This is a genomic window from Bacillus sp. VT 712 (genome assembly GCF_001614195.1).
GTDB classification, from domain to species: domain Bacteria; phylum Bacillota; class Bacilli; order Bacillales; family Bacillaceae_H; genus Priestia; species Priestia flexa.
This window is the reverse complement of record NZ_LWBK01000028.1, coordinates 1-16,657: the sequence shown is the minus strand read 5'-3', so window position 1 is coordinate 16,657 and position 16,657 is coordinate 1. Positions and strand designations below refer to the sequence as shown.

Here is a 16,657-nt window from a genome sequence, read left to right as displayed (position 1 = left end):
AGGAGCTTCATATGAAAAAACAGCTTGGCACGCTTATGTTTATCATGTTTATGATTTTTGTCGGATTCGGCATTATTATTCCGATTGTGCCAGAAGTCATTCGCATAACTGGAGCTAGCTCAGTTAACCTTGGACTCTTAATGGCAAGTTATTCTATCGCATCTTTCTTGATCGCTCCATTTTGGGGAAGTCTATCTGACCGAAAAGGTAGAAGACCCGTTCTTCTTACGGGCTTAATCGGATTTAGCGCTAGTTTCTTTATTTTTTCATTCGCTAATGACTCACTCGTTCTGATGTACATATCACGTATTCTTGGAGGTTTATTTGCCGGAGCGGTTATTCCATGTGCATTCGCTTACGCTTCTGATATTACCACGGAAGAAAATCGCACAAAAGCAATGGGCCTTTTAGGAATGACAATCGGGCTTGGCTTTATTTTTGGACCAGCATTAGGTGGACTGTTATCGTCCGTGAGCTTATTTTTCCCATTTACCATTTCAGGGATATTGGCACTAATTATGACGACCTATGCTTTCTTTGCATTACCGGAATCGCTCCAGCAAGAAAGCGTCTCTCAGGAAAAGAAAACTACGCTGCAAGATTTCAACACGGATTTTAAAGGCGCAATGAAGTATTTATATTTACTCTCCTTTTTTGGAACGTTTACGCTAGCTGGCCTTGAAGCAACTTTTCAATTTTTTCAAATCGAACGCATTGATGTAACCCCTACCATGATTGGCTGGATGTTTATGGCCAGTGGCGTTACGCAAGCTGTTATTCAAGGCGGGGTTTTACAGCGATTTAAGCAAGGAAATGAGAAAAAGCTAATTGCTGTTGGTTTAATTGTCTCAGCGGTCGGATTTGCATCCATTTTATTTTCATCCAATTTATTTAACGCAACGGTTTTCCTTTGCATCTTTACAGCCGGCAATGCCCTTATTCGCCCTTGTGTACTCGCTCTGATTACCCTTAAAACGAATATCGGCTATGGGTCAGCTTCAGGTATTAATTCATCAATGGATAGCTTAGGAAGGATTTTCGGGCCTCTGATGGGAGCCTTTGCTTTTGAACTGAACAGCATGTATCCATTTTTAATTGGAGCTGTATTAACATTCGGTGCGCTCCTTCTGCTTCAACGTCATATTGAACTCGACTATTCACCCAAAGAAATAACACCTAGCTCTTAACTAAGAAAAGACTTTAGCTTTTTTGGCTAAAGTCTTTTCTTATCGCTTGAAATACCTGGACGATTTCATCATAAAACACCATAGTACCTAAACCGATAACCAACAGTATAGTTGAATTGAAAGCACACCCACATCTAAAAAGACGCTCCTCACTATTAAGATGAGGCCAACAACGAAACCGCGATCAGAAGGAGCTTTTAAATCATCAGCTTCTTTCTCTTCTTCATATAGTTCGCTCTCTGATTTATCTTCAGCTACTTGTTCAGTGCTTGACTGTTTTTTCAAAAGCTCATCTAACGTCACATTATAAAATTCAACTTGCTCAATGTATACTGCTTCCTCTTTATCATCTAAGAATTTCACCGTGTACTTATTGTAATATTTTCAATTCTCTTTTCCGATTTTAAGTTATTATCTCCATCAAATTCTACCACTCCAAATTTATGATCGATTGTTTCATAAAAAGCTAATAAAGAGTTTGCAACAGGTTGTGGAGTTGTTTGTAACAGAACGTCTAATCCTTCTAATTCTTTATATTTACTAAACTCCCTCACTAATTGTTCCGGTGAATTGCTACATGCTGATAAACATAGTAAGAAAAGTGCTAACACCGCTATAAAAAGCTCGTTCATATAATTCCCCCTCCTTTTTAATTCTACATCCATTACAATTAATTTCCTATATATCCATAACATAAAAATTACCATTTTCGTCAATTTTATTGCTTTGGAAATAAAATTGACGAAAATAGCACATCCTCAAATTAAAAAGTAAATACCATGAGATTTCATTGCGTGAAGGGGGAAATGGCGAAAGTTTAGCAATCTTTAATAAAATAACCCTTAAGCTTATAATGCTTTTCTGACTCAATATAAGCTCTTTTTCTCTTTTACAATACATTTACGTTTACGACGAATAAAAGCCCAGAAGCAATCTTCTAGGCTTTTATTCGTCGTCCTCTAAGAAGTCTAGTACGCGATCAATAAATTGTTCGCTACCTTCGTCATTTCCGTGCTCAATTAACAGCTCCATGTTCAGCCTCCTTTTGAAATTGTTAGAATATTCTTGTTTTATACCTTACCACAATTCCAACCAAGTTGTAACGGTTATTTTGTGTGAAAATTTCGACAAATATCATCTCTTTTCAACGAAAAAAGAAAAGAGAGAAGATAAGCATCTTATCATGATTATAGACAAGACTGCAATTGATATGAATACAACCTTAAGCGTATGTACCTTTCAGCCATCCAACTCGCTTTAATTTTGCTATACAAGCTTCTTTTAAACCTTCTTCTGTGTAGCCCTCAATAACTTTGCAGTCAATTCCAATGGCATACGTATCCCTTCCGCTCTTTACTACAATTTCGTAAAACGTCTCAAGCTTTCTACAGGTAAAATCATCAATCTCCTTCAATTGATTTAATACATCGTTTAGCACTTCTTCATGATTCTTTATAATCGTTTGTGTCATCCGTATCTCTCCTTCTAATAAAATCAAAAAAGCTCATTTTGCTTTAGATGCAAAATGAGCTTTCACCCGTCTTATCACCCAAAGCTAATGCTTTGCTGGTAGGAGCACCTTACGTTGGTAGGTTGCTGTGGAGTCATAGAGCCAGATCTCTCGTCCACTCGTGATAACTTTTTAAATTAGATTTCATTATACCAAATATCTCCTATTTAGCAAGAGTATTTTTTAAATTTTTCTTTTTTTCAGTTTTGTCACTCTTTTTAACCTATGCATAGTAAAGCGAGAATATTTTCCTTTCTTTACGTAAAAACTAACAAAAAAAACGTAATGTAATTCTTTAATTAAATCCTTGGATAATTTTCTGATTATTCTTTCATTTGACCAAACTCTACCTTTGCTTATAAAATGAAGATTTGTAGAAAGGAGCACGAAAAACTATATGTATACGTATCAAATTGGCAATCAAACAATTGACTACAAAATTAAAGTCGTTCCAAATAAAACCGATATTACGGTCCAAATTTGTGACAATGAAGGGGTAACCGTAATTATCCCACGAGGCTTAAACGAGCACAACGTTCGCTCTGTTATTTCTCGTAAAGCGACTTGGATTTTAAAACAACTTAACGGTGGTAATCAACCAACCGAAGCAAAAAAACCAGCTGCTAAAAAAGCCGAAAAAGCAAAAACTGAGAACAAAACGCCAGCTGCACCTAAAGCAAAGACGTCATCTTTTGAAAACGATGACAAATTTTCGTATTTAGGTCGTCAGTACCGCTTAAACATCGTTCGTGATAATGTGGAGCAACCTGAGATGACGTTCCGTGCTAAATTTATCGCAACAGTGCCATCATCCTGGTCTGAACAAGAAACAAACGAGGGAATTCAAAACCTTTTAACAGAATGGTACCAAGGACGAGCAAATGAAAAATTCAGCGAAGCACTAAAAACAGTGAAAAAACAAGCAGCAGATGCACCTGACTCTGTAGCGTGGAAGGAACTGCAAGATACATATGCAACGATGGAAAACGGTGAGCTAGTATTGAACTGGCGTCTACTTCTAGCACCATTAACAACAATTGAATATGTGATTGCTTCACAATTTACAGATGCAGACTCATTATTTGAAGATGCAGCAGAGCGTAAACAATGGTTAGAAGAAAATAGCTTACAAGCATTCTAATCAGCTAACAGCAAAACACCCATCCTAAACTACACAAAGGACGGGTGTTTTTGCATATTGTGTTTTGTTAAAACTTAATTATAATAAAAAATGTTTATAGTTGAATAATATAGGTTAAGTATATGTAAAGGTAGTATAAAATTTAATTTTGCTCCTTTATCTATCTTCAGAAAGGATGTGCACCTAATGAAAGGACAAAGCTTTTTCATTTTAGGTCTTATTTTCGCTCTTATTATTGCTATCTTAGCTGTCATCAACAATGAGCCAGTTCAATTTAACTATGTCTTTGGCTCACAAGACTGGCCACTTATTTTAATTATTTTAACATCGGCTGTATTCGGTGGTGTCGTCGCTGCTTCACTAAGCTTTGTTAAAATCACTCAGCTTAAAAGTAAAAACAAGCAACAAACAAAACGAATTGCCGAACTAGAAACGCAACTAGCCACTCACTCAGAACCACAAGCTGATCTAGAAAAACCTTTATCAACGCAAGGTGAACCATCAGCTTAATATAGAGATATACTAAAATCCTGCTTTCCCAACACTACGGGAGGGCAGGGTTTTTTGTTTTTCCTCCTTACCCCCTATAACCAATTATTATAATAAAGGGTGTATTAGCTATGTCAGTAGCCTGTGAGTGAAATGGGAAATGTTTGACTCCTACGGAATTACCAAGACGGCTTGAAACCCCGCAGAAACGCAATGACGAGGAAGGCAGGCGCGAGCCACGTGGAAAGCGAACAATTCGAAGTGAAAATCACGACCCATTGCATGCGTCTTCCCTCCTATGAAAATATGAATAACACGCATATACAAATGGAAATCTTTAGCTAACAATGGTACAATCAATTCTGTTCTTTATTCTTTCTATTTGATTTAACAAAACGATTCACTTAAAAAAGAAGGTGCTCTTATATTGAGAAAAACTCGCATAAAACGAGAAATCATAATCTACTGCTCCATCATTCTCGGAACACTTCTCTTTTCTCTTATTGTGCAACAGTATTTCTTTCAGCCTTATACCGTTAAAGGAGACTCTATGAATCCTACGCTTCAAGAAGGCAACCGTATTATTATTAATAAACTAAGCAACTATCAACGCTTCGATCTCGTCGTCCTTCACTCTCCTCATGACCAAGACGAGTACCTCGTTAAAAGAATAATCGGTGTTGCAGGCGAAAAGATTGAATACATTGATGACCAGCTCTATATTAATAACCAAAAAGTAAGTGAACCTCACTTACATAAATACCTACAGCATATCCCGACATACGAACGCTTCACTGAAAACTTCTCTACCGAAGAACTCGTAAATGACGGCATCATTCCTCATGGATTCGTCCTTGTACTCGGAGACAACCGTAGAATAAGCCGCGATGGCCGACACTTCGGATTAACACCTGTCTCAGACATCGTTGGTGAAGTCGATGTGAAATATTGGCCTCTGACTGATCTCAAACTAATGCACTAAAAAAAGGAGCGGCGTCCGCTCCTTTTTTAATACCCATTCTCTTCATACAACTCAAGCGGAAGGCCGTCTGGATCTGCAAAAAACGTAAATAACCTTCCTGTTAACTCATCCACTCGAATCGGTTCTACCTCAATGCCTCTACTCTCTAACTCTACTTTTGCTGCTTCCACGTCTTCAACAGCAAAAGCTAAATGCCGAAGACCACAAGCCTCTGGTTGTGATGGACGAGCTGGAGGATTTGGAAATGAAAACAACTCAATTTGTACTCCTGGCGCTAGCTCTAAGTCTAGCTTATAAGAGTCGCGATGCTCTCGATATGTCTCTTCTAAAATACGCGCTCCTAGCTTTTCTACATAAAACGCTTTTGATTGCTCATAATTACTTGCGATGATTGCTACATGGTGAATTCTCTTAAACTCCATCCTTGCCCTCCTATGTAATCATTGCTTTCATCATAACCGAGCAACTAAAAAAAGAAAAGACACATTTACTATTTTAGGAAATTCTCTTTCCGTTCGTATCGTTTAAACTAATTTCCCACTCTGTTCAATCGTTTTTTTGTCATCAAACATAGTTTTATAGTATACTATTTTTCAAATCAATTTTTGAGCGACTATACTATTTATTCCTATTACTACTTGAAGGGAGGTGGTTTTCTGATGGGATTGCGATGTATAAAATTAGCAAGCTTGCAGAGATGGCATTTATAACAAAACGCACGGTAAATTACTATTCAAAAGAATTACTCGTACATCTTCGTCTTATTGAAGCTTTAAAACAAAAAGGGCTTTTGCTTAGAAAAAGGAAGCAACAATTGGAGAATACATCCCATATAGAAAACAAGACCCTCCTTCATAAAGACGAGCTTATAACAACATCATTATACACGACGACAAAAAGTGTAGCGTCAAGAATAAAAGGCTTAATGACGGTGAAAAAACTTCTGTTAAGCAATCACTAGAGCCACTCTCACGCACTCACTTCTCATGCTCTTGTCGTAATTTGATTATTTACAGGAGGTGTTTACTTACTTTGCTTACGCAGAGTAAGTATGTTCATTGATAACCATTAATTTAATTTTAGTTGCCTTTTTAATTGCTTTAACTGCTTATTTTGTTGCGACAGAGTTTGCGATTGTAAAACTTCGTAGCTCTCGTGTCGATCAGCTCGTAGCAGAAGGTCGAAAAGGAGCGGTCGCAGTGAAGACCGTCACGACTCACCTAGATGAATACTTATCCGCATGTCAGCTTGGTATTACCATTACAGCACTTGGATTAGGTTGGCTAGGTGAACCAACAGTTGAGCGCATTTTAAATCCAGTTTTCGCAGACTTAGGTGTTCCATCTTCCGTTTCACACGTGCTTTCGTTTGTAATCGCTTTTGCGTCGGTTACGTTTTTCCACGTCGTTGTTGGAGAGTTAGCACCGAAAACGGCGGCGATTCAAAAAGCTGAAACGGTGACGCTTCTGTTTGCACCACCGTTAATTGTCTTTTATAAAGTCATGTTTCCTTTCATTTGGTTACTTAACGGTTCAGCTCGCTTATTAACAGGCTTATTTGGATTAAAACCAGCCTCAGAGCACGAGCTAGCGCACAGTGAAGAAGAGCTTCGCATCATCTTATCAGAAAGCTATAAAGGCGGCGAAATTAATCAATCTGAATATAAATATGTAAACAACATTTTTGAATTTGACAACCGCGTTGCTCGTGAAATCATGGTGCCAAGAACTGAAATGGCCGTTGTTTCTGAAGACGATACAATTGACGAATTTTTAAAAGTGGCTGTAGAAGATCGCTATACTCGTTATCCAATTATCATTGATGGGGATAAAGATAATATTATCGGCCTTGTCAACATCAAAGAAATTCTAAACGATGTGGTCTTAAACGATGCTGTGCGTAATCAGCCTGTCAAAACGTATATGAAACCAATTATTCAAGTCATTGAATCAGTCCCAATTCAAGATTTACTACTATCCATGCAGAAACAGCGTACGCATATGGCGGTGCTTATTGATGAATATGGTGGTACAGCTGGTATTGTAACGGTTGAAGATATTTTAGAAGAGATTGTTGGGGAAATTCGCGATGAGTTTGATACAGATGAAAAGCCGTATGTTCAAAAGCTTAGCGATCAACACTTTATCTTCAATTCAAAAGTATTGCTTGATGAAGTAAATGAAGTGCTTGATATTCAACTTGAGCACGAAGACATCGATACGCTCGGTGGATGGATGCTTCTTCAAAACATTGATATTCAAGAAAATGAATCCGTCACTCTATACGGATATGAATTCACGGCAAAAGAAATGGACGGACATCAAATGAAAGAAGTAGAAGTTCGTCAATTATCTCAGGAAGAAAACGAAGTGCAACAAGAAGCACTAAAAATTGAAATATAACCGAAAAAGCTGCCTCGAGGCAGCTTTTTTCATTTCTGAACAACTAATGGATAGCTATCTTCAAAATGCATAGCTACAGCATCTACTATAAGCGGACCTTTCTGTAAAACTTTCGTACTTGTAAGTTTTGAAAAGCCATCTCCACCTTCTTGCAGATAGTTTGACAGAGCAATCGTATACGTTTGAGTCAGTTCAATCGGCTCACCGCTTTCTGCTTTAATCTCTTCAATCCGCTCACCAAACGGCGCTAAGTCATTCCATTCCACTGTAATGCCCACTGTTTGTAAAGCTGCATCATATTTTTCACTCCACTGCTGTTCCAAAATTTCGTACAGGTCTCCCCCTGTTACTTCAATCTTGACGAGATGATGCTCAAAAGGAAAAGCTGTATACAAATCTTTTTTCGTCACGTCGCCCTTCGGAAGGCTCGCTCGAATTCCCCCATGATGAACAAGCGCGATATCCGCCTGCATTTCTTTTCTGCTTGCTTCTGCCACAAGCTGAGCAAGAGGCGACTCAGCTCGCTCATTTTTTTTACGCGTCAGCTGATAAGGAAGCGTTCCAATGCTTTTACCAGCATCCGTACCAAGCTGATCTTTATACGTTTGTAAAAACGTCATTACTTTTGGGTCTGGCTTTACGGATTCATGTTCTACGGGTACAATTTCCGCTTGTTTGTAAGCAATCTCTTCAGTACGCTTATCAACCCCAAGCTCAACTTGTGAAAAAGCTTTTCCATAGGAGTAAGCCTGAACGAGCAGCTTATCATCGACAACGGTATTAGCGTACTGATGGTTATGAGCTCCTAGCATGACGTCTACTTCGTCATCTACTTTATATGCCATTTCAGCTAAATCTTCCTTTGGATTCCCACCATTTTGATCAGACTGCACAGAAACATGAGCTAAGACGACAATAGAACGTATGCCCTGCTCTTTCAGTTGTTTTACGCTTTTGTTAATGGCATTTACCTCATCGGTAATCATTACTTCTTCTCGACTATTTGCCAAAACAAAATCGTTTGTATCCGTTGTGACAACTCCGATAAAGCCCATGTTCACTCCGTTTATTTTTTTGATGACATACGGCCGAAACACGGTTTCACCCGTTTTCTTATCTAAAATGTTGGCTGAGGTGTACTGTGCTGTAGCTCCTTTAAAGTTTCCTTTTTCCTGAGGGGATTCACCATGAATTAAGCGCTTCATTTCTGCTACTCCACGATCAAATTCATGATTGCCTGGCGTACCAATATCAACGTTTAGCAAATTTAAAAATTCAATTGTTGGTTCATCATTAAATAACGAAGAAATAGGAGGGCTCCCACCGACCATATCACCGGTGTGAACGAGAAGCGTGTGCGGATTTTTTTCTTGGTATGCTTGCAAATGAGAAGCGAGATACTCAGCTCCTCCTACTCGTTTACCTTGGAGCTGCTGATATTGATCTAACTGACCGTGAAGGTCGTTTATTCCTAAAAGTTGCACGTGAATTAAATCATTAGACGAGGCTGTAAAATGCGTTTGGAAAGCATGGTGATACGTGGTAAACAATAAGATCCCTACAAGTAAAAGCATAGCTATACGTTGAAATAATCTCATTTCATATCCCCTCCTCATGCTGTTATCGTTAGGCTACCATAGAAGCATTAAGGAAGTATGAACGATATGTAAAGACAAATATAACAAAAAGCGCATCAGCTAGGTCTGATACGCTTTTATCATGAAAATAAAATGCTTTTTTCTACTTGCTTTAAATGATAAAAGTAACCTTTCTTACTCATCAGCTCAGAGAACGAACCAACTTCAACCACTCTGCCTTCATCCATGACAATAATTTGATCCATCCGCTCTAAGCCAGCAAGACGGTGGCTAATGAAGATAAGCGTTGCGTCCTTTGCTTTTTGTGTTAGCTCGGCAATCACTTTTTGTTCCGTTAGCAAGTCCATTGATGAGAAAGGTTCATCTAGTAGCCAAACTCGGCCTTTTTTCAAAAATGCACGAGCCATTGCTAACTTTTGACGCTCGCCTCCAGATAGGTTTTCACCTTTTTCTAAGATGCGATCATCGAGCTCATACGCATGTAGCTCCACCGCTTGTAACGCTGCTTTTAACTCGATATCAGACGCGTTATCATTTGCTAGCAGGAGGTTGTCACGAACCGTCCCGTAGAAAAAATGATTTTCCTGCATCACGACATTCGTATAGCTCCACAAATCTTCTTGTTCAACATTCGTTAAGAACTCTTGATTAATGGATATGGTGCCTGAGGTAGGCTCATACAGCTTGACGAGCAGTTGAAACAAAGTGGATTTACCAGAACCACTAGGTCCTACAATTGCCGTTTTTGAGCCAGCTGAAAACGTAACAGAGACATCATCTAATACGTTGCGATTTCCATACGCAAATGATAGATTTCTCACTTCTACGTCCATCGGTTCATCTTGAAGCACAGCTGAAACAGGCTTCTTTACTTCTTTCTGGTTACCCATAACAGAAAACAGCTGCGCCGAAGAGCGACGGCTATCCTCGAAATGAGTCGGAAATGCAGCCATTGGAACTGCATATTCAAATACATTCAGTCCAATCATAATAAGCATTGCTAGGAATAACCCGTCCAGCTCGCCTCGCGTGACGTCATAGACGCCGAATAAAGTTACGGCCCAGCATACGAACATGGAAATAACTAAGCTCCACGATTGGCTTGCGTTTTCCGCTTCTTGCTTTCTTGCTTGAGCGCTTAAATAACGCTTAGATAATTCAGTTAGCTTTCCTTGCTTTTCTTCTACTTTTTGATGAACTTTTAAATCTCGAAACCCGTATAAAAACTCCGTTGTTTCTGCTGATAGCTCACTTCTGAGTTCTTGAGTAGATGCTTTTAAACGCTGCTGCCTCCACGCAGCAAGCATGGGTACAACAACCCCCGTGAGGAGCATTCCAATAGCTAAGGTCACGCTAATCCAAACTGAGTAAAACAATGTAAAGAAAATGGTGCTAACGAAAACAAAGAAAAAAACGATTGGCGGATAGAATACCCGCAGGAAAAAGTTTTGTAAATTTTCTACGTCTCCAACAATTCGTGCTAGTAAATCCCCGCTGCGGTACTGATGAAGTACGCTAGGCATGAGCGGTTCTAATTTTTCAAAAAAGCGTACGCGCAGGTTTCCCAAAATCGTAAAAGTTGCTCGGTGTGAATAATAACGCTCCGCATATTTTGTTACAGCTTTTGCAATACCAAACAGCTTTAAAAGCGCAAGCATAACCGTTAACGTATACAGCGGTGGAATAAGAGCTGCTTTGGAGATGACATACCCGCTTGCACCGAATAAAGAGATGCCGATGAGCCCTGCTAGTACACCGAATATCGTCGTATATACAATATCCTTTTTTTCTTTCAGTACAATTGTGCTGATTGTCAGTAAATTTCTCATCTAACACCCTCTCCTTGCTGCGCCTGCATCATGTCGCGGTAGCTGTCAATGCGCGTCATTAATTCATCATGCGTTCCTGAATCAATGACTTTTCCGTCTTGCAAATAAACAATTTGGTCCGCATTTCGAATCGTATAAAGTCGATGAGCAACGGTAATCATGGTTGCTCGCTCACTTAGCTCTTTAATGGATGATTGTAGAATTTGTTCCGTTACTAAATCGAGACCAGTTGTCGGTTCATCAAATACAATGAGAGAAGGCTGCTTAATAAATGCACGAGCTAGTGCAAGGCGCTGTTTCTCACCGCCAGAGAGGCCTCTTCCCCCTTCACCTATCAGCGTATCAAAGCCCGCTTCCATCGACTGAATAAGCGGTAACAGCCCCGCTTTTTCGGCTGCTTTTATAAGTTCTGCTTCCGTCACTTGAGTTTGTGTACCAAGGCAAATATTTTCTTTAATCGTTCCGGAAAATAAATACGGGTGCTGAGAAATATAGCTGATAGATTCAAACCAATCCGCTTCGCTAATGTCAGTTCGCTGTTTTCCATTAATGACTACTTGTCCTTCTGTTGGATCAATTAAACCCGAAATCAATCGAAGCAGCGTTGTTTTTCCTGATCCGTTTGGACCGATAATCGCTACTTTTTCAAACGGCTTAATGATTAACGAAACGTCACGTAATGAAAATGCTCCTTCTTGATAAGAAAAATGAATATCATCCAGCACGATATGAGCAGGTTGCCCTTGCTCTACTCGATGATTTCCCCACTTCACTCCGTGTTCGGAAGCTTCAAGCTCTTCTTTGATTTTATTCGTTGCCCCGATGCTACCTCTTCCAGCGTGAAATGCACTACCTAAATCTCGAAGCGATAGATAAAAATCCGGTGCGAGAATTAAAATAAAAAACGATGCAAAAAACGTAATATTTTCAAATACAACAAGGCGTAGGCCAAGCTCAAAGGCGATGAGACCAACGCTTAGCATCGCAATAAACTCCAGTGCCAGAGAAGATGAAAATGCTGTTTTCAAAACATCCATTGTCGCATCACGAAATTCAAAGCTTTTCTCTTTCATCTTGTCTTTTTGCACCTTTGCTTTGCGCATGAGCTTCAGCGTCGTTAATCCTTGCAGAACATCGAGGAAATGACCTGAAAAAGCCGTCATTTTTTCCATTTGAACATCCGCTTTTTTTTGCGTTTTTAACCCGATCACAATCATATAAATCGGGAAAAATGGTGCGGTTATCATCATTAATAATCCTGAAAACCAGTGCTGCGTAAACACGGCAAGTAAGATAATAAGCGGCAAAATACTCGTTTGGATGACCTGCGGAATATAGAAGCTAAAGTAGTTATCCACTTCATCAATCGCATCCATCGCTACGCTCGCTTTTTTACCCGTTTGGCCGCTTAACGAAGCTTGTAAAGGGTTGTTTGCATATTTTTCAAAAAGCTCTTCTCGGATTTCACCCTTCACTTTTTCACCAAGCTTAATTCCTAGTTTTCTTGATAGATAGATAAACAGCACCCGAGCAGTTAAGACAATTAATAAATAAATAAAAGAAGGAAGCACGTCTTGAAACGACGCGTCCTTCAAGAAGATTTGGTCGACAATGTACACAAAGAAATATGCTTGGCCAACTAACATCACACCGTTTAGCAACGATGATAGGATGAGCGGAATCATCATTTTTTTATGTGCAAATGCTCGTTTTCTCAGCAGTTCCATACACAATCGGTCTCCTTACGTTTAGTTAGCAGTACTTACTGATAAGGGCTTTTTCCTTTTGCCCCCCAGATGAACAAAAACACAATTGCACCAACCACAAGCAACACAGGTGCTATCATAATCAAAAACGTATTCACATTTCGTCCCTCCTTCACTTCTTACCCTGCACGTACTCGTTATCAAATAGAAACAGTCGCATCAATAAGTATAATGATGGAACGAGCAAGCATAGTCCTGCAAGAAAGGAAATGATAAGCGTGATGGCCATTGTATCGTTTGTGAAGCTATCATAAATCGTCACGTGCGGATAGAGTAAGTACGGTAAATGCGCCGCTCCGTACCCGTAAAATGCTGTGGCAAACTGCAGCATGACAAAGATAAATGATAAACCAAGACGCTTTTTCTTCCAGATAAAATAAACGGCTCCGACAAAGAACAAGAATGACAAAACAAACAGCCACGATACATTTAACATTTTCGCAAAGTGCTCACTGTTATGATCTGACATGGCCCAAAAGACAAGGAAGCTAGCCAAAATCGTAGGTGTACTCCAAAACAATGCGTATTTACGCAAAATGCGAAATGCCCCTTCATCTCCTGCTTTGTGCGCGTAAAAGGTTAAAAAACAAGCAGAAATATACAGAACGCTCACCACTGCAAGAAGCACAACGGCCCATGAATAAAAGCTGGTGAACAACGCCCCGTAGTCAAGTGAAACATTCGTGCCGTTTAGCTTAATATAACCACCTTCTGAAATCGTCAAGACGATGGAAAGTGAAGCCGGAATTAAAAGTCCCGTTGCTCCGTATAAAAGTTGATAGCCTAGACGCCCTTTGTTTCCATAGTGGTGAAACGCATAGTACGAACCGCGAAGCGCAATTAAGATAATTGCGATGCTTCCAGGAACCAACAGTGCCGTTCCGTAATAATAAGCAAGAGACGGGAAGAAACCAACTAATCCAACATAGAAGAAAATCAAGAATACGTTCGTTACTTCCCATACCGGAGACAAGTAACGATTGATTACTTTTTGTACAACATGTCCTTTCCCTGTCACCGATGCATAGTAGTTAAAGAACCCTGCTCCAAAGTCAATTGAAGCAACGATTAAATAACCGTATAAAAATGTCCATAGTACCGTGATACCAATTACTTCATAGCTCATAGTAGTCCTCCCTATTCAATCCCGCGTTTTTTCAATTCTTTTTCGACAGGATTTGCTCTAAAGGTACGAATAAGAACCGTCACGGCCGATACAATTAAAATGACGTATAAAGCAGCGAACAGATAAAGCATAACATCAACGTGCTGAGACGTTGTTGCTCCTTCTGCTGTACGCATAACGCCTCGAATAATCCAAGGCTGACGTCCTTCTTCTGTAAAGAACCATCCTGCTTCAATCGCAAGCATCGCTAGCGGCCCACCGGCTACTATTAAGCTAAGAAGCGGTTTGTTAAGCGGATTCCATGATTTTTTCTTTTTCATCACAATGTAAATAAATGAAATGAACGCAAGTCCCATTCCAATTGCAACCATCAAGTCGAACATGTAGTGAACAACAAGTGGCGGCCAATCTTCCTTAGGGTATTCTTCAAGCCCAATGACTTCAGCTCCCGGAGTTCCGTGAGCTAAAATACTGAGCGCATACGGAATTTCAAGCGCGTACTTCACTTCGTTATCTTCGGTTAAAATACCGCCTAAAATTAGCGAAGCTTCTTCCATTGTTTCAAAATGCCATTCAGCCGCTGCGAGTTTTTCAGGCTGATAGTTTGCTAAATATTTGCCTGACAAATCTCCAACAAGTGCCGTTACAATGGCAAAGACAAACGCAACGACCATTGATAAATGCAGCGCTTTTTTATGATAAACGTGATCGCGTCCTCGTAAAATTGCAAAAGCTGCAATAGCTGCAAGCACAAACGCAGACGTTAAATAAGCCGAGGATAAAACGTGCGACACTTTTGTCGGCGTCGCCGGGTTGAACATAGCCGCAATCGGATTAATATTTGAAAGCACGCCGTTTTCATATGTGAAGCCCAGCGGTGCGTTCATAAATGAGTTTACCGTTGTAATAAAGAAACCCGATGCGGTTGCACCAAGCGCAGCTGGAATTAACAGCAGCAAGTGATACATTTTATTTTTGAAGCGATCCCACGTATATAAATAAATTCCGAGGAAAATAGCTTCAAAGAAGAACGCAAATGTTTCTAAAAAGAGCGGAAAGCTAATGGTTTGACCAGCTACCTGCATAAAGTTTGGCCATAGCAAACTCAGCTGCAGTGCAATCGCTGTACCTGTCACAACTCCGACAGCAACCGTGATGATATATCCGCGTGCCCATCTTCTAGCGAGCAAGTGGTAGTGTTCATCGTTTCGTTTAATTCCTATCCATTCAGCAAGTGCAATTAAGAGTGGAACCCCGACTCCTAATGTTGAGAAAATCGTATGCACAGCTAGTGTTAAACCGGTTAAGATTCGACTATACAAGACCGGATCATACTCAAACACAAACATTTCCTCCTTTATGTAGGAAGAGAATTTTCTCTTCTCTTAGCAGATTGTAGTTCCTAGTATAAAAACTTCTTTTATAGTTGACCATACTGTTCACCATTTTGTTAAAGTTTGTTCACAATTTCACAATCTTAATTTCGACACAATTTTAGAAGGTCCTGTAAAAAAACAAGCTGAAATATAAAACAGTCATGATCCCTTCTCAAAGAAGAATCATGACTGTTTTAACATCGTTAGGTTGTAAGAACACGTTCGTGCCATTCCACTCTTTTTTTAAATTGGTTTCCGAATTATCTCTCAATCGTTCCGATAAATCGCTAACCGAAAGACTTATGTCTCCGCCTCTTTTACTCTTCATTTCTCTTTTTTACTAAATAGTGTCCGTATGTAAAAGTTAGAAAAAACACAAGTCCTACAACGCTTCCTACTAGCAATCCACTTTGAAGATTTCCATCGGGACCAGCTGTCACAATTAGTGTAAACACTCCTCCAAGCAGGAAGCTGCCAAGGGGAATAATATAATAAGGAACAAGATTTTCACGTTTGTTGTCATAAACATCCACTAATATCTTCAAATTTAAGTAACCTAATACAACAGCCGTTAAAATAAAAATAAACCAAAGGGGGTTTTCATAAGCATGTAAAATACCGTTTTGTAACCCGTCATAAACTAATAAGGATAAAATCCCTAATGTTTGAATGATAAAAGCCACTCGAATATTTTTTAAGTTTTGAACAATAAGGCGTTCATCTTTTATTTTCCTCATTGGAGCCCTCTCTTTCTACCCAAAAAACATCGTTAAGCGTTTGATCGACTGCATAACAAATTTCTAAACATAGTTTTAAAGTTGGATTATATTTCCCTTTTTCAATTAGGCTAATCGTTTGCCTTGTTACGCCAACCTTCTCAGCCAACTCACTTTGAGTTAAATCTGCTTGAACTCGAAATAACTTCACATTATTTTTAACTATATACCAATTACTTCCATTTTAATTGTAACATATACATGACATAATTCAATATATATATTACCACTAGCGTCGCATTAAAATAATTCAAAGCCCTTTATAAATCTGAATTTTCTGCAATATTATTCATGCACAAAAAAATCCTTTATAATGGTTGGGTGGTAATAAACCATCCAAATCCAAAATAAAGGACAATAAGCATGGATAAGTTTACACGAAAAACATCATTTGAACAATGGTTTTCACCGATTTTCTCCACAAAACTCGAGGAATTGGTTGAAAGCTATCAATTAAATTCCTATACAAAGAAGC

The 16,657-nt window shown here is 39.2% G+C and carries 17 protein-coding genes and 1 riboswitch; of the genes, 5 read left to right on the top strand and 12 right to left on the bottom strand.

Going from position 1 to position 16,657, the window contains the following annotated elements; translation table 11 throughout:
- The first annotated feature begins 11 nt into the window (after window positions 1-11).
- Window positions 12-1,187, top strand: a complete 1,176-nt coding sequence (locus A2U94_RS13865) for an MFS transporter (protein WP_062686739.1) — start codon at window positions 12-14, stop codon at window positions 1,185-1,187.
- Window positions 1,188-1,274: 87 nt separating this feature from the next.
- Here A2U94_RS13865 and A2U94_RS13860 read toward each other — a convergent pair whose 3' ends face one another.
- The 3 genes from A2U94_RS13860 to A2U94_RS13850 form a co-directional block, all read right to left on the bottom strand.
- The gene (locus A2U94_RS13860; RefSeq protein WP_062686740.1) at window positions 1,275-1,550 is read right to left on the bottom strand and encodes a hypothetical protein; all 276 of its coding nucleotides are present in this window, start codon (window positions 1,548-1,550) and stop codon (window positions 1,275-1,277) included.
- Window positions 1,547-1,819, bottom strand: a complete 273-nt coding sequence (locus tag A2U94_RS13855; protein ID WP_061785496.1) for a hypothetical protein — start codon at window positions 1,817-1,819, stop codon at window positions 1,547-1,549. Before A2U94_RS13855 ends, A2U94_RS13860 begins: the two co-directional genes overlap by 4 nt.
- Window positions 1,820-2,409: 590 nt before the next feature.
- Window positions 2,410-2,658: a hypothetical protein gene (locus A2U94_RS13850; protein ID WP_062954638.1), complete on the bottom strand. Its 249-nt coding sequence runs from the start codon at window positions 2,656-2,658 to the stop codon at window positions 2,410-2,412.
- Window positions 2,659-2,726: 68 nt separating this feature from the next.
- Window positions 2,727-2,828: riboswitch (SAM riboswitch) on the bottom strand.
- Window positions 2,829-3,094: 266 nt separating this feature from the next.
- Here A2U94_RS13850 and A2U94_RS13845 point away from each other — a divergent pair.
- The 3 genes from A2U94_RS13845 to lepB all read left to right on the top strand — a co-directional run bounded on the left by A2U94_RS13845 (window position 3,095) and on the right by lepB (window position 5,309).
- On the top strand, window positions 3,095-3,838 hold the full coding sequence (locus tag A2U94_RS13845; protein ID WP_061785497.1) for a M48 family metallopeptidase: 744 nt from the start codon (window positions 3,095-3,097) through the stop codon (window positions 3,836-3,838).
- 186 nt (window positions 3,839-4,024) lie between these two features.
- Window positions 4,025-4,348, top strand: a complete 324-nt coding sequence (locus A2U94_RS13840) for a LapA family protein (RefSeq protein WP_025910188.1) — start codon at window positions 4,025-4,027, stop codon at window positions 4,346-4,348.
- Between the two features lie 406 nt (window positions 4,349-4,754).
- Window positions 4,755-5,309 carry a signal peptidase I gene (gene lepB / locus A2U94_RS13835; RefSeq protein ID WP_025910186.1) on the top strand — a complete coding sequence of 185 codons (555 nt, stop codon included), beginning with the start codon at window positions 4,755-4,757 and terminating at the stop codon, window positions 5,307-5,309.
- A 26-nt stretch (window positions 5,310-5,335) separates the two neighbouring features.
- Here lepB and gloA2 read toward each other — a convergent pair whose 3' ends face one another.
- Window positions 5,336-5,731 (bottom strand): SMU1112c/YaeR family gloxylase I-like metalloprotein, encoded by a 396-nt coding sequence (gene gloA2 / locus A2U94_RS13830; protein ID WP_025910184.1) that lies wholly within the window; start codon window positions 5,729-5,731, stop codon window positions 5,336-5,338.
- Window positions 5,732-6,367: 636 nt separating this feature from the next.
- Between gloA2 and A2U94_RS13820 the strand changes: the two genes are divergently transcribed.
- Window positions 6,368-7,711 (top strand): hemolysin family protein, encoded by a 1,344-nt coding sequence (locus A2U94_RS13820; protein WP_062954637.1) that lies wholly within the window; start codon window positions 6,368-6,370, stop codon window positions 7,709-7,711.
- Between the two features lie 29 nt (window positions 7,712-7,740).
- On the opposite strand, the gene A2U94_RS13815 is transcribed toward A2U94_RS13820, so the two are convergent.
- The 8 genes from A2U94_RS13815 to A2U94_RS13785 form a co-directional block, all read right to left on the bottom strand.
- A complete protein-coding gene (locus A2U94_RS13815; protein ID WP_025910180.1) occupies window positions 7,741-9,309 on the bottom strand; it encodes a bifunctional metallophosphatase/5'-nucleotidase in 1,569 nt (522 codons plus the stop codon).
- A 119-nt stretch (window positions 9,310-9,428) separates the two neighbouring features.
- Complete coding sequence (gene cydC, locus A2U94_RS13810; protein ID WP_062954636.1) at window positions 9,429-11,138, bottom strand: thiol reductant ABC exporter subunit CydC; 1,710 nt, start codon at window positions 11,136-11,138, stop codon at window positions 9,429-9,431.
- Window positions 11,135-12,865, bottom strand: coding sequence for a thiol reductant ABC exporter subunit CydD (gene cydD / locus A2U94_RS13805; protein ID WP_025910178.1), 1,731 nt, complete (start codon window positions 12,863-12,865; stop codon window positions 11,135-11,137). The genes cydC and cydD overlap by 4 nt, the downstream gene beginning before the upstream one ends.
- Before the next feature lie 35 nt (window positions 12,866-12,900).
- The gene (cydS, locus tag A2U94_RS22340; protein ID WP_373688673.1) at window positions 12,901-13,002 is read right to left on the bottom strand and encodes a cytochrome bd oxidase small subunit CydS family protein; all 102 of its coding nucleotides are present in this window, start codon (window positions 13,000-13,002) and stop codon (window positions 12,901-12,903) included.
- A 14-nt stretch (window positions 13,003-13,016) separates the two neighbouring features.
- Window positions 13,017-14,030, bottom strand: coding sequence for a cytochrome d ubiquinol oxidase subunit II (locus A2U94_RS13800; RefSeq protein ID WP_025910177.1), 1,014 nt, complete (start codon window positions 14,028-14,030; stop codon window positions 13,017-13,019).
- Window positions 14,031-14,041: 11 nt separating this feature from the next.
- A complete protein-coding gene (locus A2U94_RS13795; protein WP_062954635.1) occupies window positions 14,042-15,373 on the bottom strand; it encodes a cytochrome ubiquinol oxidase subunit I in 1,332 nt (443 codons plus the stop codon).
- A 350-nt stretch (window positions 15,374-15,723) separates the two neighbouring features.
- Window positions 15,724-16,143, bottom strand: a complete 420-nt coding sequence (locus A2U94_RS13790; protein WP_062954633.1) for a hypothetical protein — start codon at window positions 16,141-16,143, stop codon at window positions 15,724-15,726.
- A complete protein-coding gene (locus A2U94_RS13785) occupies window positions 16,124-16,348 on the bottom strand; it encodes a helix-turn-helix transcriptional regulator (protein WP_025910172.1) in 225 nt (74 codons plus the stop codon). Before A2U94_RS13785 ends, A2U94_RS13790 begins: the two co-directional genes overlap by 20 nt.
- Between the last annotated feature and the right edge of the window lie 309 nt (window positions 16,349-16,657).